Origin of the sequence: Amycolatopsis sp. NPDC006131 (assembly GCF_040614175.1) — a bacterium.
GTDB lineage: Bacteria > Actinomycetota > Actinomycetes > Mycobacteriales > Pseudonocardiaceae > Amycolatopsis_E > Amycolatopsis_E tucumanensis.
Genome location: NZ_JBEXTX010000039.1, coordinates 41,588 through 62,198 on the forward strand (window position 1 = coordinate 41,588; position 20,611 = coordinate 62,198).

The window sequence follows — 20,611 nt, forward strand, 5'->3', positions numbered from 1 at the left end:
CACCGACTGATTGGGGGCAGCTCGTGTCATTCGTGATGACCGCTTCCGAGCGTGAGGATTTCCTGGCCGCCGTGCACATCGGCGTGCTGGCCGTCGAGCGGGACGGACGGGCGCCGCTGGCCGTGCCGATCTGGTACGACTACCGGCCCGGCGGCGACGTCCTGCTGTGGATGGAACGCGGGACGGTGAAGGAGAAGCTGGCGCGCAAGGCGGGCCGGCTCAGCCTGACCGTGCAGACCGAGAACTGGCCGTACAAGTACGTGACGATCGAGGGACCCGTCGTGGCCAACGACGCCCCGCCGACGCCCGAGGAGGCCCTCGCGATCACCGCCAGGTACCTCCCGGAGCCCGACGCGCGCGCATACGTGGACGGCGCGCTTGGGGAGAAGTCGCTGCTGGTCCGCGTGCGCCCGGAGAAGTGGCTGAGCAACGACCAGAGCAAGTCCTGACTCGCCGTCGCAGTAGTTCGCAAGTAGTTTGAAACTATGACCGCACCGGAGGTCAACCTCTCCGACCTGCTCAACAAGCCCAAGGACACCTTGAGCAAACTGCGGCGTGCCCGGACGCTGCGGGTGCACCGCCGCGCGGCGGACGAGGAAGACCTCGTCCTGACCACGTCGAGCCGGGCCGAGCAGGCGGACGAAGCCGCGTCCGCCACCACCCGGCTGTTCCTGGCGCTGATGAAGCACGACGACCAGATCCGGTCCCTGGTCACCGAGGTCGTGCCAGACGCCTTCCCGTGGGTGCGCTTCCTGCCGCGCGAGGACGTGCAGGCCTTCGTCGTCGAACTCGTCGACGCGCTCGAAGGTGCGGAGGCCTTGCGCAATCCGGCTCCCGTGGCTCAGGTCATCACCTCGTGGCGGCACACGGCGGAGGTCTACGCCGATCCCGAGCTGCTCGCCGTGCTGCAGCGGGACGGAGACGACTTCGGCCCGGTCCCAGCTCCGGGGGCAGCGGACGCGTGAGCCCCAAGCGTGGTGACCCGGTCGCTCCGCCTGCCGTCGGCGGCGAGTGGGATATCCGGTTCAGCACCACGGAAGCCGTCAAGGGCCGGCACGAACTCGAAGCGGCGGCCCGGGGGAACCTGCGGAAGGCCTGGGAGACCATGCGGACGGACCCCGGTCCGGGCCCCGGGAAGCCGACCAGCCGCCACCACCAGCTCAAGGGCGGACTCGCGCACGGGACGCACCAGGGGCGCAGCCTCCCGCGGTGGCAGTTGGAGGTGACCGGCGCGGCCCGGGTCTGGTACCTCCTCGACGAGCCGCGGCGGACGGTCTGGGTTCAGCACGCGGGCGTCGGGCACCCGAAGCAGACCGACTAGCGCGAGCCGTCTGAGCTGGCACGTCGTGCTTGGTGCTGGTTCGGGTGTGGCCCCCGTGTCCCCGGCACTCCGTTGGGCGCTACTCTCTGCCCCGCACGTGATCAAAAACGATCGGCCTTGACACGGTCGGTAGTTTTCACGCTGGTAACCGTCGCCCATTAGGGTGACGCACACCTTGGAACGGCAGTCTCGTCTCAGGAGGCACACCGGTGCGCAACCGAACAGTGCACGTACTGCGGGCCGGCCTGGTCCTGGCGGTCTTCGCGACCGCGACCACCACCGGCGTCGCCGCGGCGTCGCCGGCCACCCAGGCCGAACCGACCGGCGTCTCGTTCGGCCTGCTCGGCCCCGTCGGCCTCGCCGCGGTCCTGCTCGGCATCATCGGCATGGCACTGGGCATCGTGCGCCAGCGCCGCAAGGCCCAGGCGGAGGCCGTCGTCCCCGTCGTCGTCGAGACCTCCGAAGAGCCCACGCGCCCGGCTCTGACCCCCTACCGGCGTCCCCAGGTCTGACCCGTCCGCAGTACGACGGTTACCCAGGCGCCCACGAGCAAAACGTAGAGCGCCACCGCGGCCCCGCCGAACAACGCCGAACCGGTCACCGCGGCCAGCGCGCTCGTGCCGGTGACGCAGGTGCCGACGGGGAACGTGAAGCTCCACCAGGTGAGTGAGAACGGCATCCCGGCGCGCACGGTCCGCAACGTGACCGCCGCCGCGATCGCCAGCCACAGCATCGCGAACCCCCACGCGGCGAGGCCGTAGAACAACCCGAACGCCTCCGCCGCGGCCCCGAACGGCAGCACCCCCGGTGCGGCAGCGCCCAGCAGGTTCGCCGCGGTGATCGACTGGCCCAGCGGCCCCAGCACGATCCACAGCGCGGGCACCCGGGCGGCCTCCGTCCCCGCGGTCACCAGCCGGTGCCAGATCTGCGGCAGCAGCACGACCGTGGCGAACAGGCTGATCCCGAACATCGCGTAGCACGCCAGCAGCAGCGCCAGCCGCGGCTGCCCGGCCGGCAGGTGCGGCACGAGCGCGGCGCCGGTGGCCGCCGAGACCATCGGCGGCACGACCGGCATCAGCCAGCCCGCGAACGGTTCCGCGGCCGGGATGCGGCCGGTGATCATCCGGTACGGCACGCCCACCGCGGTCACCAGCCCCAGCGCCGTGCCCGCGGTCCACAGCACCGCGCCGGCCACCAGCGCCGGGCCGGTGCCGATCCAGTCCCGGCCCAGGGCCACCGCGCCCGCTCCGATCGTCAGCAGCGCCATCGGCGGCGCGCCCCAGAAGTGCACCAGCACCGGGTCGCGCAGGTGCCGGTGCTGCCGCCGCCGGTCCGCGACCAGCTGCCAGACCAGCACCACCAGCCACACCGCGGCCAGCGCCCACACGACCGTGACCACCGGCCGCAGCACCGACAGCGGCGCCGGGAGGGCGGTCGCGACGATGCCGCTGCCCATCACGGAAGCGAACCAGTTCGGGGTGGTGCCGGGGCGGGACAGGCGCGGCGCGCGTTCGAGCATGCCTCCACGTTCGGTCCACCACGCCGCATCCGGTAGGGATCACCGGCCGATGAGCTCATAACCTGTGTCTATGCCCCTGCGTGTCACCGACCTCGCCGGCTTCGAGCTGCTGCTGTCCGTCGCGCAGCTCGGCAGCATCGGCGCGGCCGCGCGTGCCCACGGGATCTCGCAGCCCGCGGCCAGCGCCCGGATCCGCCAGCTGGAGGCGCAGATCGGCGTCGCGCTCGTCGACCGGTCGCCGCGCGGCTCCCGGCTCACCGACTCCGGCGCGCTGGTCGCCGACTGGGCCCGGCCGGTCGTGGAGGCCGCCACCGACCTGGAAGCCGGGATCGCCGCGCTGCGCGCCCGCCGTGACGAGCACCTGCGCGTGGCGGCCAGCCTGACCGTCGCCGAGTACCTGCTGCCCCGGTGGCTCGCCGCGCTGCGCCGCCTCGACCCGGGCACCGCGGTGGCGCTCACCTCGGGCAATTCGGGGGAGGTCGCCGCGCAGGTGCTGGCCCGCGAGGTCGACCTCGGGTTCGTCGAAGGGCCGGACCTGCCGGCGGGACTCGAGGCCGAGACGGTGGCCGTCGACGAACTCCGGCTCGTCGTCGCTCCCGGCCACCCGTGGGCCCGGCGACGGCGGCCGACGCGGGCGGACGAGCTGGCCGCGACGCCGCTGATCAGCCGGGAACGCGGCTCCGGCACCCGCCGCGCGCTGGAAGTCGCGCTGGCGCCCGCGGAGCTGGCCGAGCCGCTGCTGGAACTTTCGTCGACGACGGCGATCAAGTCGGCGGTCATGGAGGGCATCGGCCCGGCCGTGCTGGGCGCGCACACGGTCGCCGCGGAAATCACTGCGGGCACGCTGGTCGCCGTCGACGTCGGCGGACTCGACCTGCACCGCGAGCTCCGGCTGGTCTGGCGCGCCGGGTCGCGGCTGCGCGGCCCGGCGGCGGACCTCGCTGCGATCGCCGTCCGCGGGGCCTGAGACAATCAGGGTCGTGTCCGAAGCGCCAGAAACCACCGCCCGCCCGCGCGTGCTCTCCGGGATCCAGCCGACCGCCGACTCGTTCCACCTCGGCAACTACCTCGGCGCCCTCCGGCAGTGGGTGCGCATGCAGGACACGCACGAGACCTTCTACATGGTCGTCGACCTGCACGCGATCACGGTCGAGCAGGACCCGAAGGTGCTGCGGCAGCGCACCCGCGTCTCGGCCGCGCAGCTGCTCGCGCTGGGTGTGGACCCGGAGCGCAGCGCGTTGTTCGTGCAGAGCCAGGTGCCCGAGCACGCGCAGCTGTCCTGGGTGCTGGAGTGCCTGACCGGGTTCGGCGAGGCCAGCCGGATGACGCAGTTCAAGGACAAGGCCGCCAAGCAGGGCACCGACCACGCGAGCGTCGGCCTGTTCACCTACCCGGTGCTGATGGCCGCGGACATCCTGATCTACCAGGCGGACGCGGTGCCGGTGGGCGAGGACCAGCGCCAGCACCTGGAGCTGACCCGCAACCTGGCGCAGCGGTTCAACCAGCGCTTCGGCAAGACGTTCACCGTGCCGGAGCCGCACATCGTGCAGGGCACGGCGAAGATCTACGACCTGCAGGACCCGGCGGTGAAGATGAGCAAGTCGGCGTCCTCGCCGAACGGCATCATCGAGCTGCTGGAGGACCCGAAGCGCTCGGCTAAGAAGATCCGCTCGGCGGTCACCGACACCGGCCGCGAGGTCAAGTTCGACCGGGAGAACAAGGCGGGCGTGTCGAACCTGCTGTCGATCTACTCGGCGCTGACCGACCGCACGATCGCGGACCTGGAGGCGGCCTACGAGGGCAAGGGGTACGGCGACCTGAAGAAGGACCTGGCCGAGGTCCTGGTCGAGTGGGTCACCCCGATCCAGGAGCGCGTGCAGTCCTATCTGGACGATGTGGCCGAACTGGACAAGGTCCTGGCCCGCGGCGCGGAGAAGGCGCGCGAGGTGTCGTCGCGGACGCTGGCCCGGGTGTTCGACAGCGTCGGATTCCTGCCGCCCGCGTCCTGACGTCCACAGTGGACTCGCCCCGGCCCCGAATTGCGAGGTCGGGGCGGGGTCGTTAGCGTTTTCCCGTGGCGGAAGAGAAGGAGAAGCTGGTCCCGCGGCTGCGCCGGAAGTACCCGTGGCTCGATCACCTGGTGCGGGCCAACGACGCGTTCGGCGAGCGCTACGGCAACCACTACGCGGCGGCGATCACGTATTTCAGCGTGCTGTCGTTGTTCCCGCTGCTCATGGTCGGGTTCTCGATCGCCGGGTTCGTGCTGGCGAACAACGAGGCCGCCCTGAACGAGCTGCGTGACGGGATCGTGTCGTCGACGCCGGCGGGCATCGGGGACTTCGTCGCGAACATCGTGGACACGGCGTTGAAGTCGCGCGGCGGCACGGGGGTGTTCGGTCTGCTGCTGGCCCTGTACTCGGGCATCGGCTGGATGAGCAACCTGCGGGACGCGCTGACCGCCCAGTGGGGGCAGGAGAAGAAGAGCCGACCGATCGTCTCGACGACGATCAAGGACCTGCTCGCGTTGGCCGGGCTCGGGCTGGCGCTGGTGGTGTCGTTCGGCCTGACCGCGATCGGCGCCGGGGTCGGCAACCTGATCCTGCGGTGGGTCGGCCTGGACGACCAGGGGTGGGCGGTGTTCATCCTCCGCCTGGCGACGATCCTGTTGTCGCTGCTGGCGAACATGCTGGTGTTCCTGTGGGTGCTGTCGCGGCTGCCGCGGGAGAAGGTGTCGGCGCGCAGCGCGATCAAGGGCGCCGCGATCGCCTCGGTGGGTTTCGAGGTGCTGAAGCAGGTCGGTTCGATCTACCTGGCGAGCGTGACCAGTTCGCCGAGCGGGGCCCTGTTCGGGCCGATCATCGGTCTGCTGGTGTTCGCCAACCTGGTGTCCCGGTTCCTGCTGTTCGTGACGGCCTGGACGGCGACCGCGCGGGAGAACCTCGTGACGACGGTCGAGCCCCCGCCACCGGCGGTCATCCGCCCGACGGTGGAGGTGCGGCGCGGCCCCGGCGCGGGCGCCGTGGCAGGAGCGTTCAGCGCCGGCGCGATGCTGGCCTGGCTCGGCCGGCGCCGGCGGTAGCAGCGCGGCTCCCGCACAACAGCGCCGGCCGGTCCGAAGGCGGTCAGTAGGCCTGCGGCCCCTGCCCCTTCTTGCGGTGGTGCCCGATCACGAACCCGGCCACGATGATCACCGCCACCACCAGCGTCAGGATCCACCCCGTCACTCCGAACGGATCCTTCTCCCCGGCGGCGGCCCCGGCGTCGGAGACACCGGCGACGTCCGAGGTGCTGCCCGCGGTCTCCTCCGACACCACGGGCGACACCAGGTGCCCGACGGGCGAGGCGTTGGACCGGGCCAGCGCGAAGCCGTAGTCCAGCAGCGCCTTGGCCTGGTTCACCACCGGGGTCGGGCGGTTCTCGGCCCGCATCAGGACCACTGCGACGCGACGGCCGTTCTGCTCGGCGCCGCCGACGTAGGTGTGGCGGGCGTCGTCGGTGAAGCCGGTTTTGCCGCCGAGGAACCCGTTGTAGGTGCCGAGCAGCTTGTTGTCGTTGACGATCGAGAACGCCGGTTTGCCGGGCTGCGCCGGGATCTGGACCGCGCGGGTCGCGATCGAGTCGGCGAACTCGGGCTGCTTCATCGCGTAGTTGAAGATCAGGCTCATGTCGTAGGCCGACGCCGACATGCCCGGGCCGTCGAGGCCGGACGGCGTCGCGGCGCGGGTGTCCGTCGCGCCGAGTTCCGCGGCCAGCTCGTTCATCTTCCGCACGGTCGCAGGCACCCCGCCCAGCGCGGTCGCGAAGGCGTGGGCGACGTCGTTGCCGGAGTGCATCAGCAGGCCGTGCAGCAGCAGGTCGACGGTGTAGCGCCCGCCCGCGACGAGGCCGACGCAGGTGCACTCCTGGCTGGCGTCCTCGACCGTCGGGACGATCACCTGGTCCGGCTTGAGGTCGCGGATCACCACGAGCGCCAGCAGCGTCTTGATCAGCGACGCCGGGCGCTGCCTGGCGTGCGGGTTCTTCGCGGCGAGCACCTCGCCGGTTTCGAGGTCCTGCAGCACCCAGGACGCGGCGGTGGTGTCGGGCGGAACGGCGGCGCCGGACGGGTAGACGACACCGCACTCGCCCATGCGAGCCCCGCCGACGGCCGCCTTGGGCACGGGAAGGGGAGCGGGCGAGGCGACGCCGGGCGGTGGCTGTTCGGAGGTGTCCACCGGCGGGGGTGGCACGACCGCATCGGGGCAGACGGCGGGAGCGGCCGCCGCGGTGCCGGCGAACGGCACGAGACCGGACAACACGACCAGAACGAGGGAGAGCAGAAAACCGCGTCGCACCAAAGCAGGCTAGAGGACGCGCGTACGGGTTCCCCGGCGCGGCGCCCTGATCCGATCGGGGGATACTCGGAGCATGTCTCGACGTGTGGCGTGGTTCCTGCTGGCTTTCGGGATCTGGTCCTGGGTCATCTGGATCACGTTCGTGAAGAACCTGTGGGCCAGCGAGAACTCGTGGGGGCCGGACGGGTCGGCCACCGGGTTCTTCGTGGTGCACCTCATCCTGGCGATCGTGAGCTTCACGCTGGGCACGATCATCGGGATCATCGGATGGCGCGGGCTGCGCACGAAGCGCCCCGAGAAGGTCGACGCCTGACCGGCTGGCAGTGGGTGCTGGAGCATCGCGCCGCCGAAGGTGCGGGGTAGCCGCTTGCGGTGAGTGGATAGCTCTCCTGGAGAAGGGCGTCCCGTAGAGCCGGCCCGCGCGGCGCTGTCGCGACATGGCTAGGCGCCGCCAGGCTTGATCCCGCTCCCGCTGTCGAACGACCGGCGGCCGAATTCGTCGGCACGCTGGCCACGCTTGCCCGTGCGCTCGGCTTCACCCTGGAACGCGCCGTCGCGCGCGGGCCGTTGCCCACCGTCTTCCGGAAGTAGGCGGAACCCATCCGTTTGCGATCGCATCCAAGCGGCATCGATCACACGGATGGGGGATCATGTTCCGACTTTCCAGGCTCCTCCCGGCGGCCGTCGCTGGTCTGCTGGCCGTCGGGCTCGCCCCAGCCCACGCGCAGGCTCAGCCCGAAGCGCAGCAACCCGCCTACGCCCCGACCATGCTCGTCCTCGACGGGTCCGGCTCGATGAAACAGGCGGACGCCACCGGCACCAAGATGGACGCCGCGAAGAGCGCCCTCCGCCGGTTCATCGGGTCGGCTCCCGCGCAGGCTGAAGTGGGCCTCACCGTCTACGGCACCCGCACCGGCTCGTCCGACGCCGAGAAGGCCCAGGGCTGCCAGGACGTCCAGGTCCTCAGCCCCCCGAAGACCATCGACAAACCCGCCCTCACCGCGGCCGTCGACGGCATCCAGCCCAGCGGCTACACCCCGATCGGCACCGCCCTGCGCACCGCCGCCGCGGAGCTTCCGCAGACCGGTCCGCGCGCCATCGTCCTCGTCTCCGACGGCGAGGACACCTGCGCCCCGCCCGACCCGTGCGAGGTCGCCAGGGAACTCACCGCCCAGGGCGCCAAGGTCGTCGTGCACGCGGTCGGCTTCGACGTCGACGCCAAGTCCCGCGAGCAGCTCACCTGCATCGCCCAGGTCACCGGCGGCACCTACAGCGACGCGCCCGACGGCAAGACCCTGGAGCGCATCCTGCCGCGCGTCTCCGCCACCGCGCTGCGCACCTACGAGCCCGCGGGCACCCCGATCACCGGCGCCGCGAGCTGGGACACCGCGCCGGTCGCCGCCTCCGGCCAGCACCTGGACACCCTCGGCCAGAAGGAAACCCGCTACTACGCGGTCGACGTCCCGCAGGGCGCCACCGCCTACTTCAGCGGCACGATCTCCTTCCCCCGCCTGCCCGGCGTCGACCGGCTCGACGACATCAACTCGCTCCAGCTGCGCGTCTACGGCGCGGGCGGCGAGGACTGCCACGCCTTCCTGGCCGAGCAGGCGACCATGTCCAGCGACGGCGTCGCCCTCACCATCGCCAAGGCCTGGGACGGCGCGACCGAGCCGAAGAAGGGCAGCGGCAGCACCGACAACTGCCGCGGCGGCGGGCGGTACTACTTCGCCCTGACCTGGGACCGCGTGTCGGCCCAGGTGCCCGAGCGGCTGCCCGTCGAACTGCTCGTCGGCGTCGAGCCCGCCGTCACCGACGGCGGCTCCAAGGCCGTCCTGCCCACCACCGCGTTCACCGAACCCACCGGCGCCGGCACGCCCGTGGTCGGCGGCGGCTCGTTCAACGTCGCCGCCCCGCTGACGGGCAGCGGCCGCTACACCGACACCCTCCAGCGCGGTGAGTACGTCTTCTACCGCGTCAAGCTGGGCTGGGGCCAGGGCCTGGCCTACCGCGTCCACTTCGGACAGGCGGGCGGCAGCGGCGTCGACAACATCTCGAACATCGCCACCACCGCCTACAACCCGTACCGCGCCGAGATCGACTCCGACACCACGGTCTTCACCGGCTCCGGCGGCGTGCTGCCGGCCCAAGACGCGATCGCCACCGCGCCCGTGCGCTACCACAACCGCGAGGCCGACAACTCGACGGTGCGCACGCAGGCCGTCGCGGGCTGGTACTACATCGCGGTCAAGCTGGGCGCGACCTTCGACGAGGGCGACAACGTCCCGGTCCCGGTCACGCTGGATCTCACGGTCTCAGGCACGCCGGAACGCGGCCCGGACTACACGACCCCGAGCGGCGGCGTCTTCGGCGACCAGCCCACCGAAACCGCCGAGCCCACGCCCGTCGCCGCGACGACCGGTGAAGGCACGCCCGTCTGGCCGTTCTGGCTCGGCGGCGCGGCCGTCGTGGTCGTGGCCGCGATCATCGTGCTCGCCGTCCGCGGCCGCCGCACCTGACCGACGCACCACCAACGAGAGAGGCCCCCTCGCCACCAAGGGCGAGGGGGCCTCTTCCGCAGGAACCTCAGACGCGCTTGAACAGCAGCGCGCGCTTGACCTCCTGGATCGCCTTCGTCACCTGGATGCCACGCGGGCACGCGTCGGTGCAGTTGAAGGTCGTGCGGCAGCGCCACACGCCCTCGGCGTCGTTCAGGATGTCCAGCCGCTCCTCGGAGCCCTCGTCACGGCTGTCGAAGATGAACCGGTGGGCGTTGACGATCGCCGCCGGGCCGAAGTACGACCCGTCGTTCCAGTACACCGGGCACGACGAGGTGCACGCCGCGCACAGGATGCACTTGGTGGTGTCGTCGAACCGCTCCCGGTCCGCCGCCGACTGGATCCGCTCGCGCGTGGGCTCGTTGCCGTAGGTGATCAGGTACGGCTTCACCGCCCGGTACGCCTCGAAGAACGGCTCCATGTCGACGTAGAGGTCCTTCAGCGTCGGCAGGCCCTTGATGGGGGCCACGGTGACCGTGGTCTCCTTGCCGTCCTTCGCCAGCAGGTCCTTGACGAGCACCTTGCAGGCCAGCCGGTTGATGCCGTTGATCTGCATCGCGTCCGAACCGCAGATGCCGTGCGCGCACGACCGGCGGAACGACAGCGTGCCGTCCACGTAGTTCTTGATGTTGAACAGCAGGTTCAGCACCCGGTCGGTCGGCAGCGCCGGGACCTCGTAGGACTCCCAGTGCGGCGCGTCGTCGATCTCCGGGTTGAACCGCTGGATCTTCACCGTGATGGTGACCGAGCCCTCGGGCGCGGGAATGCCGTTCACGGTCTTCTGTTCGGCTACCGCGGTCATGTCAGTACTTCCGCTCCATCGGCTCGTACCGGGTGAAGGTCACCGGCTTGTAGTCCAGCCGGATGTCGGCCATGAACCCGTTGATGCCCAGCGGGGCGTCCGGGTCGGGCGTTTCCGGCAGCATCTTGTACGACATCGAGTGCCGCATGAAGTTGACGTCGTCGCGGTTCGGGTAGTCCTCGCGGGCATGCCCGCCGCGGGACTCCTTGCGCGCCAGCGCCGCGTTGACCAGCGCCTCGGCCAGGTCGAGCAGGAAGCCCAGCTCGATCGCCTCGAGCAGGTCGGTGTTGTACCGCTTGCCCTTGTCCTGGATCGAGATCCGGCCGTAGCGCTCCTTGAGCCGCTGCACGTCGGTCAGCGCGGTCTTCAGCGTGTCCTCGGTGCGGTACACGGCCGCGTTGGTGTCCATGGTCTGCTGCAGCTCGGTGCGGATGTCCGCGACCCGCTCGCCACCGTGCGCGGTGCGCAGGTGGTCGACCATGCCCTCGACCATCTTGGCCGGGTTCTCCGGCAGCTCGACGAAGTCGTGGTTGTTGGCGTACTCGGCGGCGGCGATGCCGGCGCGGCGGCCGAACACGTTGATGTCCAGCAGCGAGTTGGTGCCCAGCCGGTTCGCGCCGTGCACCGACACGCACGCGACCTCGCCGGCGGCGTAGGCGCCGGGCAGGACGGTGTCGTTGTCGAGCAGGGCCTCGCCGTGCACGTTCGTCGGAATGCCGCCCATCGCGTAGTGCGCGGTCGGGTACACCGGCACCGGCTCCTTCACCGGGTCCACACCCAGGTAGGTGCGGGCGAACTCGGTGATGTCCGGCAGCTTCGTCTCCAGGACCTCGGCGCCCAGGTGCGTGCAGTCGAGGAGCACGTAGTCCTTGTGCGGGCCGGCGCCGCGGCCTTCGAGGACCTCCAGAACCATCGACCGGGCGACGATGTCGCGCGGCGCGAGGTCCTTGATGGTGGGGGCGTAGCGCTCCATGAACCGCTCACCCGAGGCGTTGCGCAGGATCGCGCCCTCACCGCGGGCGCCCTCCGTGAGCAGGATGCCGAGGCCGGCCAGGCCCGTCGGGTGGAACTGGTAGAACTCGATGTCCTCCAGCGGCAGGCCCTTGCGGTAGTAGATGCCCATGCCGTCGCCGGTGAGGGTGTGCGCGTTCGACGTGGTCTTGAAGACCTTGCCGAAGCCACCGGTGGCGAACACGACGGCCTTCGCCTGGAAGACGTGGATCTCGCCGGTCGCGAGCTCGTAGGCGACCGCGCCGGTGGCGACGGGCCCGTTCTCGGTCTCGGTCGTGATCATGTCGAGCACGTAGAACTCGTTGAAGAACTCGATCCCGTGCTTGACGCAGTTCTGGTACAGCGTCTGCAGGATCATGTGACCGGTGCGGTCGGCCGCGTAGCAGGCCCGGCGCACCGCGGCCTTGCCGTGGTCACGGGTGTGCCCGCCGAACCGGCGCTGGTCGATCTTGCCTTCCGGCGTCCGGTTGAACGGCAGGCCCATCTTCTCCAGGTCGAGCACGGCGTCGATGGCCTCCTTGGCCATGATCTCCGCCGCGTCCTGGTCGGTCAGGTAGTCGCCGCCCTTGACCGTGTCGAAGGTGTGCCACTCCCAGTTGTCCTCCTCGACGTTGGCCAGCGCGGCGCACATGCCGCCCTGAGCCGCGCCGGTGTGGGAGCGGGTCGGGTAGAGCTTGGTGAGGACCGCGGTGCGGGCCCGCTGGCCCGCCTCGATGGCGGCGCGCATCCCGGCGCCACCGGCGCCCACGATCACCACGTCGTACTTGTGGAACTGCATGTCCGCTTCTTCCTCGGGTGGTGGTGGGTCAGCTGCCGGCCATGTCGGGGTCGAAGGTGAAGATCACCAGGGTGCCCACGAACAGGATGATGACCATCGACACGTAGAGCACGATCTTCAGCCAGAAGCGCGTGCTGTCCTTGCGTGCGTAGTCGTCGATGACCGTCCGGAGGCCGTTGCCGCCGTGCAGCTGGGCCAGCCACAGCATCGCCAGGTCCCAGAACTGCCAGAACGGCGAGGACCAGCGGCCTGCGACGAAGCCCCAGTTGATCCGGTGCACGCCGCCGTCGAGGATGTTCATGATGAACAGGTGGCCGAGCACCAGTACGACCAGTGCGAGGCCGGAGATCCGCATGAACAGCCAGCTGTAGAGCTCGAAGTTGCTGCGGCGGGCGGCGGGGCGCCGCGGCGAGCGCGGCTTGTCGAGTGCGAGGGTCTCGGTTGCCATCTCTCGCTCAGCCTCCGAACATTTCCGACACCGTGCGCCACATCATCGCGATGGCACCGGGGATCATGACGAGCACCCAGATGACGGCGACCGTCCACAGCATGTGCTTCTGGTACTTGGTGCCCTTCGACCAGAAGTCGACCAGCATGACCCGGATGCCGTTCAGCGCGTGGAACAGCACGGCGCCGACCAGGCCGACCTCCATGAGGTTGACCAGCGGGGTCTTGTAGGTCTCGATGACCTCGTTGTACGTGTCGGGGGAAACCCGGACCAGCGCGGTGTCGAGGACGTGGACGAACAGGAAGAAGAAGGTGAGCACGCCCGTGATCCGGTGCAGGACCCAGGACCACATGCCCGGGTCGCCCCGGTAGAAGGTCCCGCTCCGGCGTGAGGCACCCGCCCGATCGCTCGCCTCCGCCGCCGTCTGGTCGGCGGCGGTGCTCGCCGTGGTGGACATCGGTGTACGGCCTCCAACGTCGTGGTTGGACTGTGCCCGGCTGACCTGCGAATCCACCGGGCCGCGGGAGCGTCCACCTGGGACTTCGCAGGCGCCCCGGCGGGGTGTTCAAGGCCATCGAGCTTGGATAAAGGGGATGCTAGACCTGCTCGCCATACCGCACTCAACCTGTGGTTGGTGTGTGTGATCGACCAGACACCCTCTGCGTGTCGCAGGTCTCATCCCCGTTAGCACGTCGCCCAAACTTCGCGAAGTGAGGTGAATCTCGCTCACTCGGTCGGGTGGGCGTGACTCAATGTGATTGAACTGTCGCCGTGCCGGAGAACAAGCAAACATTTAGGTTACGTGCTGTGGCTCTGGCATGGCCATTTGCTCACAGGCGGGTACCGTTCGCCCGTCGAGCCCGGCAATGAGCCGGGTCGTTCTCGGGTCCGCTGGAACACCAGCGGGGAGGGAGAGACAGGGTGCGTAAGACGCGTGCCACCACACTGGCTGCCACCGCCATGGCGGCGGCGCTCGCGCTGGCGGGGTGTGCGAAGGACTCCGGCACCAGCGGGAGCAGCAACAACGACAACGCCGCGGCCGGTTCCTGCGTGACGGCACAGGCGCCGGCGGCCACCGCGGCGTCGACGAGTTCGAGCGCCGCGGGCGAGCGGGTCGACGCCAGCAAGCTGCGGGTCGCGCTCGCGTTCGACATCGGGGGCCGTGGTGACGCGTCGTTCAACGACGCCGCCGCCGCGGGCGTGGACAAGGCCAAGGCCGACATGGGCGTCACCGACGTCCGGGAGAGCACCGCGTCGCCGACCGAGGACGAGGCCGCCAAGGAGCAGCGCCTGACCCAGCTGGCCGCGGACGGCTACAGCCCGATCCTGGCGATCGGCTTCGCCTACGCGAGCGCCGTGCAGGCCGTCGCGCCGAAGTTCCCGAACACCCAGTTCGCCATCGTGGACGACGACTCGGTGACCGCGCCGAACGTCACCCCGCTGGTGTTCTCCGAGGAGCAGGGCTCCTTCCTGGTGGGCGTCGCGGCGGTCTACAAGAGCAAGAACTGCCACGTGGGCTTCGTCGGCGGCGTGAACACCCCGCTGATCCAGAAGTTCGAGGCCGGCTTCATCGCGGGCGCGAAGGCCGCGTCGAACAAGGTGCAGATCACCAGCGACTACCTGACCCCGGCCGGTGACAACACCGGTTTCCAGGACCCGGCGAAGGGCAACATCAAGGCCGCCGCCGAGTTCTCCGCCGGCGCCGACGTGGTCTACCAGGCCGCCGGCGCCTCCGGCAAGGGCGTCTTCCAGGCCGCGAGCGCGGCCAAGGGCCTCGCCATCGGTGTCGACTCCGACCAGTACAACCAGTCGACCGTCGCCGAGTACAAGGACGTCATCATGACCTCCATGCTCAAGCGGGTCGACGTGGCCGTGTACGACTACATCCGGGCGCTGGCGAGCAACACGCTGAGCTCGCTGCCCAAGCGGTTCGACCTGTCGGTGGACGGCGTCGGCTACTCCACCTCCGGTGGCAAGGTCGACGACATCAAGCCGCAGCTCGAGGGTTACAAGCAGGCGATCATCTCGGGCAGCATCAGCGTCCCGACCACGCCGCAGAAGTAGATCTTTTCCAGCCGCGTCCGGGGCTCGGGAGGGTGATCCCTTCCCGGGCCCCGTGCGCCGTTTCCGGGGGTCTCATGACCAACTCTCCACCGGCCGTCGAGCTGCGCGGCATCACGAAGCGCTTTCCCGGCGTGGTCGCCAACTCCGACGTCAACCTGACGGTGGCGTCGGGCGAGGTCCACGCCATCTGCGGCGAGAACGGGGCCGGCAAGTCCACCCTGATGAAGATCCTCTACGGCATGCAGCCGCCGGACGAGGGCACCATCGCGATCAACGGCGAGCAGATCCGGCTGCGCAACCCGCAGGACGCGATCCGTGCCGGCATCGGCATGGTGCACCAGCACTTCATGCTCGCCGACAACCTGACCGTGCGGGAGAACGTCCTGCTCGGCGCGGAGAACCTGCACGGCATCGGCCGCGCGGCGCGCGCGAAGCTGGCCGAGCTGGAGAAGCAGGTCGGGCTGTCCGCGCCGCTGGACGCGCTGGTCGAGACGCTGGGCGTCGCCGACCGGCAGCGCGTGGAGATCATGAAGGTGCTCTACCGCGGCGCGCGCATCGTCATCCTCGACGAGCCGACCGCGGTGCTCGTGCCGCAGGAGGTCGACGCGCTGTTCGAGACGGTGCGCGGCATGCAGGCGCAGGGCTTCACCTTCATCTTCATTTCGCACAAGCTCGACGAGGTCCGCGCGATCGCCGACACGGTCACCGTCATCCGGCGCGGCACCACCGTCGGCACCGCCGACCCGAAGAAGATCTCGTCGCGCGAGCTGGCGGAGATGATGGTCGGGTCCGAGCTGCCCAGCCCGGAGACCCGCGAGTCGACGGTCACCGACCGGGACGTGCTGCGCGTGTCCGGCTTGCGGCTGACCGTCGAAGGCTCCGAGCGCGCGGTGCTCGACGACATCACCTTCACCGTGCACGCGGGCGAGGTGCTCGGCATCGCCGGTGTCGAGGGCAACGGCCAGACCGAACTGGTCGAGACGATCATGGGCATGCGCAAGGCCAGCGGCGGGTCGATCGAGCTGGTCGACGCCGACGGCACGGCACGCGACCTGACCGGGCTCGGCACGCTCGCCCGGCGGGAGGCCGGCATCGGCTACGTGCCCGAGGACCGCACCCGGCACGGCCTGCTGCTGACGCAACCGTTGTGGGCCAACCGGATCCTCGGCTACCAGACCCGGCGGCCGGTCTCCAAGGGCCAGCTGCTCGATATCCCCGGCGCCCGCAAGGACACCGAGCGGATCGTCGCCGAGTACGACGTCCGCACGCCCGGCATCGAGGTGCCCGCTGCGGCCCTGTCCGGCGGCAACCAGCAGAAGCTGGTCGTCGGCCGCGAGCTGTCCGGCAATCCCGTGCTGCTGATCGCCTCGCACCCGACCCGCGGCGTCGACGTCGGCGCGCAGGCGCTGATCTGGGAGCAGATCCGCCAGGCCCGGCACGACGGCCTCGCGGTGCTGCTGATCTCGGCCGACCTCGACGAGCTGATCGGCCTGTCCGACACCATCCGCGTCATGCTGCGCGGACGTCTGGTGAGCGAGGCCGACCCGGCCACCGTCACACCTCAGGAACTGGGCTCTGCCATGACCGGAGCGGAGGAAGCCGCGTGACCTCCTGGCGCACCAAGGTGCTGCCGCCCCTGCTGGCGATCGTCTTCTCGGTGCTGATCTGCTCGATCGCACTGCTGATCTCCGGAGCCGATCCGCTGCAGGCCTACGGCACCATGATCGGTCAGCTGTTCAAGGGCACCACCGCCGTGGACACGGTGAACCTGGCGACGGTCTACTACCTGTCCGGGCTCGCGGTGGCCATCGGCTTCCAGATGAACCTCTTCAACATCGGTGTCGAGGGCCAGTACCGCTTCGCGGCCGTCGTCGCCGCGATCGTCGGCGGGGCGTTCGTGCTGCCGCCGGTGATCCACGTCGTCTTCATCATCCTGGTCGCGGCGCTGGCCGGCGCGATCTACGCGGCGGTGCCGGCGATCCTCAAGGTCACCCGCGGCGTCAGCGAGGTCATCTCGACGATCATGCTCAACGCGATCGTCGGCGGCATCGTGGCGTTCCTGATCAACCCCGACCAGTTCGGCGTGCTGACCGGGAACAACCTCAAGACCGAGGAGATCGCCCCGTCCGGCCGGGTGCCGAACATCCCGATCGGCGGCGGCGAGCTGTTCGGGTTCGTGATCATCGCCGCGGTCATCGGGTTCGCCTACTGGTTCATGCTCAACCGCACCCGGTTCGGCTTTGAGTTGCGGGCCAGCGGCGAGTCGACCACGGCGGCGGCCGCGGGTGGCGTCAACGCGAAGAAGATGACGTTGATCGCGATGCTGCTGTCCGGCGCGGTGGCCGGCCTGGTCGCCGTCCCCGAGCTGGTCGGCCGCGACTTCACCTACGCCATCACCTCCACCCAGGGCTACGGCTTCACCGGCATCGCGGTCGCGCTGCTGGGCCGCAACCACCCCGGCGGCATCGCGCTCGGCGCGCTGCTGTGGGCGTTCCTGGACAAGTCGGCGGTGTCGCTGGAACAGGTCGACGTGCCGAAGGAGATCGCGACGATCATGCAGGGCGCGATCGTGCTGTCGGTCGTCGTGGCGTACGAGATCGTGAAGCGGGCCGACCTGGCCGCCGCGCAGCGCCGCGTCGGCCGCGCGCTGTCGGGCGGGCGTCCCGCTTCGGTGAGTGAAGGGGGTGCGGTGTGAGTCTCGCGACGGAAACCGCGGCGCCGCTGACCGTGCCGCCCGCACCGCGCAAGCGCCGGATCCCCGGCTGGGCGCGGGGGATCATCTGGGCGATCGGGATCGTCGCGGTGCTGTCCACCGCGTCGTACCTGACCGGGGTCAACACGCTGACCTCGACCAACACCGCGCAGACCGCGCTGCGGCTCGCGCTGCCGATCCTGCTGTGCGCGCTCGGCGGTCTGTGGTCCGAGCGCGGCGGCGTGGTCAACATCGGGCTCGAGGGCATGATGATCCTCGGCACCTGGGGTGCGGCGTGGGGCGCCTACTACGGCGGCCCGTGGGCCGGCCTCGGCGCGGCGATCGTGTTCGGCGCGCTCGGCGGCCTGCTGCACGCGATCGCGACGGTGACGTTCAACGTCAACCACATCGTCTCCGGTGTGGCGATCAACCTGCTCGGGCTCGGCGTCGCCAAGTACCTGGCGACGCTGATCTTCGAGCCGTTGTCCGGCAACCCGCGGCAGTCGCCGACGGTGCCGACGTTCGACACCTACTCGGCGACGTTCCTGTCGAACTGGCTCACCGACCTGGAGGACCAGCAGCGGGTGTTCATCTCGGACGCGGCGGGCCTGCTCAACGGGCTCGTCACCGGGGTGGCGCCGCTGACGATGATCGCGATCCTGCTGGTGCCGGTGAGCTACCTGGTGCTGTGGCGGACGCGGCTCGGGCTGCGGCTGCGGTCGTGCGGGGAGAACCCGGTGGCGGCCGAGTCGCTGGGCATCAACGTGTACGCGCACAAGTACCTGGGCGTGCTGGTCTCCGGTGGCCTGGCCGGTATGGGCGGCGCGTCGCTGGTGCTGCTGCAGGGCGGTGGCGGTTACCTGGAGAACCAGACGAACGGCCGCGGGTACATCGGTCTGGCCGCGATGATCTTCGGCAACTGGCGGCCGGGTGGCCTGCTCGGCGGCGCGGCCCTGTTCGGGTACGCGGACGGTCTGCAGCTCTCCGGCGGTGGCCGGGCGGTGCTCGCGCTGCTGTACGGCGTGGTGCTGCTGCTGTTCGTGATCGTCGTGGTGCAGCTGATCCGCCGCCAGTGGATCGCGGCCGCGCTCGGCGTGGTCGGCGCCGGTGTCCTGTACTGGATCTACTGGTCGAACGACACGCTGCCGAGCGAGCTGACCCCGTACACCGCGCACGTGGTGACGTTGATCGTGCTGGCGGTGGCTTCGCAACGGCTGCGGCCGCCGAAGGCCGGCGGTGCCCGGTACCGGCGTGGCGAGGGGGACTAGTGAGCGAGATCGACTGGGAGGCGTTGCGCGCTCAAGCCGTCGAGGCGGCGAAGAGCGCGTACGCGCCCTACTCGGGCCTGCACGTCGGCGTGGCCGGGCTCGTGGACGACGGCCGGGTGGTCGTCGGCTGCAACGTGGAAAACGCTTCCTACGGGCTTGGGTTGTGCGCGGAGTGCACCATGGCCGGGCAGTTGCGGTTGAGCGGCGGTGGTCGCCTGGTGGCGGTGGCGTGCCGGTCCGGCAGCGGTGATCTGCTGATGCCGTGCGGCCGGTGCAGGCAGATCCTGTTCGAGCTGGGCGGCGGTTCGTGCCTGGTGGACACCCCGTCCGGGGTCCTGCCGATGACCTCGGTGCTGCCGGACGCGTTCGGACCGGCGGACCTGCCGTGAAAGCGTTTGCGGCGGTCGACGTCATCCGGGCCAAGCGGGACGGCGGCGCGCTGAGCGACGAGCAGATCCGCTGGGTCGTGGACGCCTACACGCGTGGCGAGGTGGCCGAGGAGCAGATGGCCGCGCTGGCGATGGCGGTGTTCCTGCGCGGGATGGACGCGCAGGAGACGGCGACCTGGACCGGTGCGATGATCGACTCGGGAACCCGGCTGTCGCTGCGCGTGGACCGGCCGACGGTGGACAAGCACTCGACCGGCGGGGTCGGCGACAAGATCACCTTGCCGCTGGCCCCGCTGGTCGCCACGTGTGGCGCGGCGGTGCCCCAGCTCTCCGGGCGGGGGCTGGGGCACACCGGCGGGACGCTGGACAAGCTGGAGTCGATCCCCGGCTGGCGGGCCGCGCTGTCGGTCGACGAGATCACGGCGCAACTGAACTCGGTCGGCGCGGTGATCTGCGCGGCGACCTCCGGGTTGGCCCCGGCGGACCGGAAGCTGTACGCGCTGCGGGACGTGACGGGCACGGTCGAGTCGGTGCCGTTGATCGCCAGCTCGATCATGAGCAAGAAGATCGCGGAGGGCTCGGCAGGCCTGGTCCTGGACGTGAAGACGGGGTCCGGGGCGTTCATGAAGTCGCGTGAGCAGGCGCTGGAGCTGGCCAGGACGCTGGTCGAGATCGGCTCGGCGCACGGTGTGGCGACGACCGCTTTGCTGACGGACATGAACACGCCGCTCGGGTCCGCCGTGGGGAACGCGGTGGAGGTCGCCGAGGCCGTGGAGGTGCTGCAGGGCGGCGGGCCGGCGGACGTGGTCGAGCTGACGGTGGCCCTGGCGCGGGAGATGCTGGCGCTCGCGGACATCTCGGTGGACCCGGCTCGGGTGCTGGCGTCGGGCGAGGCGTACGAGACGTGGTGCCGGATGATCACGGCTCAGGGTGGTGATCCTGCCGCGCCGTTGCCGCAACCGGGGCACGTCACGGTGTTCGCTGCGCCGTCGTCGGGTTATCTGTCCGCTTTGGACGCGTACGCCGTCGGGGTGGCTGCCTGGCGGCTGGGTGCCGGCCGGGCGCGCAAGGAGGACCCGGTGCAGCACGCGGCTGGTGTGGTGTGCCTGGCCAAGCCCGGTGACCGGGTGGTGGCGGGGGAGCCGTTGCTGGAGCTGCACACCGACACTCCCGATGCGGTGCCGGCCGCACTGGAGGCGTTGAGCGAGGCGGTCCAGATCACTGACACACCCCCGGAACCGGGCAACCTGATCCTGCACCGCATCGACTGAGCGGCGCGAAGCCAGGGCTTTGAACAAATCCCGAGCTGGGTGGTCATCCCGTCGCCTGACACGCAACGATCACCTTGAGCCAGGGCCGCAACCCAGGCCGCCAACCGGCGGCCGGACATGCCAGCCTTGCGGCCCTGGCTCAAGGTGATATGCACAAAC

General features: G+C 70.3%; 21 protein-coding genes. 15 read left to right on the top strand and 6 right to left on the bottom strand.

Annotated elements, in window-relative coordinates:
* Window positions 1-35 precede the first annotated feature (35 nt).
* The 4 genes from ABZ215_RS21090 (at window position 36) to ABZ215_RS21105 (ending at window position 1,833) form a co-directional block, all read left to right on the top strand.
* Window positions 36-449 (top strand): pyridoxamine 5'-phosphate oxidase family protein, encoded by a 414-nt coding sequence (locus tag ABZ215_RS21090; protein WP_354950944.1) that lies wholly within the window; start codon window positions 36-38, stop codon window positions 447-449.
* 36 nt (window positions 450-485) lie between these two features.
* Complete coding sequence (locus ABZ215_RS21095; protein WP_020421779.1) at window positions 486-965, top strand: hypothetical protein; 480 nt, start codon at window positions 486-488, stop codon at window positions 963-965.
* Window positions 962-1,321, top strand: a complete 360-nt coding sequence (locus tag ABZ215_RS21100; RefSeq protein ID WP_354950946.1) for a hypothetical protein — start codon at window positions 962-964, stop codon at window positions 1,319-1,321. Before ABZ215_RS21095 ends, ABZ215_RS21100 begins: the two co-directional genes overlap by 4 nt.
* Before the next feature lie 224 nt (window positions 1,322-1,545).
* Window positions 1,546-1,833 carry a hypothetical protein gene (locus ABZ215_RS21105; RefSeq protein WP_354950959.1) on the top strand — a complete coding sequence of 96 codons (288 nt, stop codon included), beginning with the start codon at window positions 1,546-1,548 and terminating at the stop codon, window positions 1,831-1,833.
* Here the strand turns inward: ABZ215_RS21105 and ABZ215_RS21110 are convergent.
* A complete protein-coding gene (locus tag ABZ215_RS21110; protein WP_020421782.1) occupies window positions 1,812-2,840 on the bottom strand; it encodes a TDT family transporter in 1,029 nt (342 codons plus the stop codon). The two genes, ABZ215_RS21105 and ABZ215_RS21110, sit on opposite strands and share 22 nt — an antisense overlap.
* A gap of 70 nt (window positions 2,841-2,910) precedes the next feature.
* Here ABZ215_RS21110 and ABZ215_RS21115 point away from each other — a divergent pair, with 70 nt between their 5' ends.
* The 3 genes from ABZ215_RS21115 (at window position 2,911) to yhjD (ending at window position 5,919) form a co-directional block, all read left to right on the top strand.
* Entirely contained in the window at window positions 2,911-3,807 is an 897-nt protein-coding gene (locus tag ABZ215_RS21115) for a LysR family transcriptional regulator (RefSeq protein WP_020421783.1), read from the top strand.
* Window positions 3,808-3,820: 13 nt separating this feature from the next.
* The gene (gene trpS / locus ABZ215_RS21120) at window positions 3,821-4,849 is read left to right on the top strand and encodes a tryptophan--tRNA ligase (protein ID WP_354950948.1); all 1,029 of its coding nucleotides are present in this window, start codon (window positions 3,821-3,823) and stop codon (window positions 4,847-4,849) included.
* A 65-nt stretch (window positions 4,850-4,914) separates the two neighbouring features.
* Complete coding sequence (gene yhjD / locus ABZ215_RS21125) at window positions 4,915-5,919, top strand: inner membrane protein YhjD (RefSeq protein ID WP_354950950.1); 1,005 nt, start codon at window positions 4,915-4,917, stop codon at window positions 5,917-5,919.
* A 43-nt stretch (window positions 5,920-5,962) separates the two neighbouring features.
* Here the strand turns inward: yhjD and ABZ215_RS21130 are convergent, their stop codons facing one another.
* Window positions 5,963-7,123, bottom strand: coding sequence for a D-alanyl-D-alanine carboxypeptidase family protein (locus ABZ215_RS21130; protein WP_354950961.1), 1,161 nt, complete (start codon window positions 7,121-7,123; stop codon window positions 5,963-5,965).
* A 124-nt stretch (window positions 7,124-7,247) separates the two neighbouring features.
* On the opposite strand from ABZ215_RS21130, the gene ABZ215_RS21135 reads away from it, so the two are divergent.
* Entirely contained in the window at window positions 7,248-7,487 is a 240-nt protein-coding gene (locus tag ABZ215_RS21135; protein ID WP_027936416.1) for an SCO4848 family membrane protein, read from the top strand.
* 337 nt (window positions 7,488-7,824) lie between these two features.
* Window positions 7,825-9,690, top strand: a complete 1,866-nt coding sequence (locus ABZ215_RS21140) for a VWA domain-containing protein (protein WP_354950952.1) — start codon at window positions 7,825-7,827, stop codon at window positions 9,688-9,690.
* Window positions 9,691-9,757: 67 nt separating this feature from the next.
* Here ABZ215_RS21140 and ABZ215_RS21145 read toward each other — a convergent pair whose 3' ends face one another.
* The 4 genes from ABZ215_RS21145 to sdhC are packed head-to-tail and all read right to left on the bottom strand — an operon-like array spanning window position 9,758 to window position 13,225.
* Window positions 9,758-10,531, bottom strand: coding sequence for a succinate dehydrogenase iron-sulfur subunit (locus tag ABZ215_RS21145; RefSeq protein ID WP_020421790.1), 774 nt, complete (start codon window positions 10,529-10,531; stop codon window positions 9,758-9,760).
* A 1-nt stretch (window position 10,532) separates the two neighbouring features.
* A complete protein-coding gene (sdhA, locus tag ABZ215_RS21150; protein ID WP_020421791.1) occupies window positions 10,533-12,320 on the bottom strand; it encodes a succinate dehydrogenase flavoprotein subunit in 1,788 nt (595 codons plus the stop codon).
* A gap of 28 nt (window positions 12,321-12,348) precedes the next feature.
* Entirely contained in the window at window positions 12,349-12,768 is a 420-nt protein-coding gene (locus ABZ215_RS21155; RefSeq protein WP_020421792.1) for a succinate dehydrogenase hydrophobic membrane anchor subunit, read from the bottom strand.
* A gap of 7 nt (window positions 12,769-12,775) precedes the next feature.
* Entirely contained in the window at window positions 12,776-13,225 is a 450-nt protein-coding gene (sdhC, locus tag ABZ215_RS21160) for a succinate dehydrogenase, cytochrome b556 subunit (RefSeq protein WP_017986770.1), read from the bottom strand.
* A gap of 503 nt (window positions 13,226-13,728) precedes the next feature.
* On the opposite strand from sdhC, the gene ABZ215_RS21165 reads away from it, so the two are divergent.
* From ABZ215_RS21165 to ABZ215_RS21190, 6 genes are all read left to right on the top strand, one after another.
* Window positions 13,729-14,832, top strand: coding sequence for a BMP family ABC transporter substrate-binding protein (locus ABZ215_RS21165; protein WP_354950963.1), 1,104 nt, complete (start codon window positions 13,729-13,731; stop codon window positions 14,830-14,832).
* 74 nt (window positions 14,833-14,906) lie between these two features.
* Complete coding sequence (locus ABZ215_RS21170; RefSeq protein ID WP_017986772.1) at window positions 14,907-16,439, top strand: ABC transporter ATP-binding protein; 1,533 nt, start codon at window positions 14,907-14,909, stop codon at window positions 16,437-16,439.
* Complete coding sequence (locus tag ABZ215_RS21175; RefSeq protein WP_237339216.1) at window positions 16,436-17,527, top strand: ABC transporter permease; 1,092 nt, start codon at window positions 16,436-16,438, stop codon at window positions 17,525-17,527. The genes ABZ215_RS21170 and ABZ215_RS21175 overlap by 4 nt, the downstream gene beginning before the upstream one ends.
* A complete protein-coding gene (locus ABZ215_RS21180) occupies window positions 17,524-18,792 on the top strand; it encodes an ABC transporter permease (RefSeq protein ID WP_020421795.1) in 1,269 nt (422 codons plus the stop codon). The genes ABZ215_RS21175 and ABZ215_RS21180 overlap by 4 nt, the downstream gene beginning before the upstream one ends.
* Window positions 18,792-19,181, top strand: coding sequence for a cytidine deaminase (locus ABZ215_RS21185; protein WP_020421796.1), 390 nt, complete (start codon window positions 18,792-18,794; stop codon window positions 19,179-19,181). Before ABZ215_RS21180 ends, ABZ215_RS21185 begins: the two co-directional genes overlap by 1 nt.
* A complete protein-coding gene (locus ABZ215_RS21190) occupies window positions 19,178-20,452 on the top strand; it encodes a thymidine phosphorylase (RefSeq protein WP_354950955.1) in 1,275 nt (424 codons plus the stop codon). The genes ABZ215_RS21185 and ABZ215_RS21190 overlap by 4 nt, the downstream gene beginning before the upstream one ends.
* Window positions 20,453-20,611: the final 159 nt, after the last annotated feature.

What these genes read in the sequence shown, in the direction of transcription:
- ABZ215_RS21090 (WP_354950944.1), top strand. Translation starts at nt 36, where the DNA reads ATGACCGCTTCCGAGCGTGAGGATTTCCTGGCCGCCGTGCACATCGGC.
- ABZ215_RS21095 (WP_020421779.1), top strand. Translation starts at nt 486, where the DNA reads ATGACCGCACCGGAGGTCAACCTCTCCGACCTGCTCAACAAGCCCAAG.
- ABZ215_RS21110 (WP_020421782.1), bottom strand. Translation starts at nt 2,840, where the DNA reads ATGCTCGAACGCGCGCCGCGCCTGTCCCGCCCCGGCACCACCCCGAAC.
- ABZ215_RS21115 (WP_020421783.1), top strand. Translation starts at nt 2,911, where the DNA reads ATGCCCCTGCGTGTCACCGACCTCGCCGGCTTCGAGCTGCTGCTGTCC.
- ABZ215_RS21135 (WP_027936416.1), top strand. Translation starts at nt 7,248, where the DNA reads ATGTCTCGACGTGTGGCGTGGTTCCTGCTGGCTTTCGGGATCTGGTCC.
- ABZ215_RS21140 (WP_354950952.1), top strand. Translation starts at nt 7,825, where the DNA reads ATGTTCCGACTTTCCAGGCTCCTCCCGGCGGCCGTCGCTGGTCTGCTG.
- ABZ215_RS21145 (WP_020421790.1), bottom strand. Translation starts at nt 10,531, where the DNA reads ATGACCGCGGTAGCCGAACAGAAGACCGTGAACGGCATTCCCGCGCCC.
- sdhA (WP_020421791.1), bottom strand. Translation starts at nt 12,320, where the DNA reads ATGCAGTTCCACAAGTACGACGTGGTGATCGTGGGCGCCGGTGGCGCC.
- ABZ215_RS21155 (WP_020421792.1), bottom strand. Translation starts at nt 12,768, where the DNA reads ATGGCAACCGAGACCCTCGCACTCGACAAGCCGCGCTCGCCGCGGCGC.
- sdhC (WP_017986770.1), bottom strand. Translation starts at nt 13,225, where the DNA reads ATGTCCACCACGGCGAGCACCGCCGCCGACCAGACGGCGGCGGAGGCG.
- ABZ215_RS21165 (WP_354950963.1), top strand. Translation starts at nt 13,729, where the DNA reads ATGGCGGCGGCGCTCGCGCTGGCGGGGTGTGCGAAGGACTCCGGCACC.
- ABZ215_RS21170 (WP_017986772.1), top strand. Translation starts at nt 14,907, where the DNA reads ATGACCAACTCTCCACCGGCCGTCGAGCTGCGCGGCATCACGAAGCGC.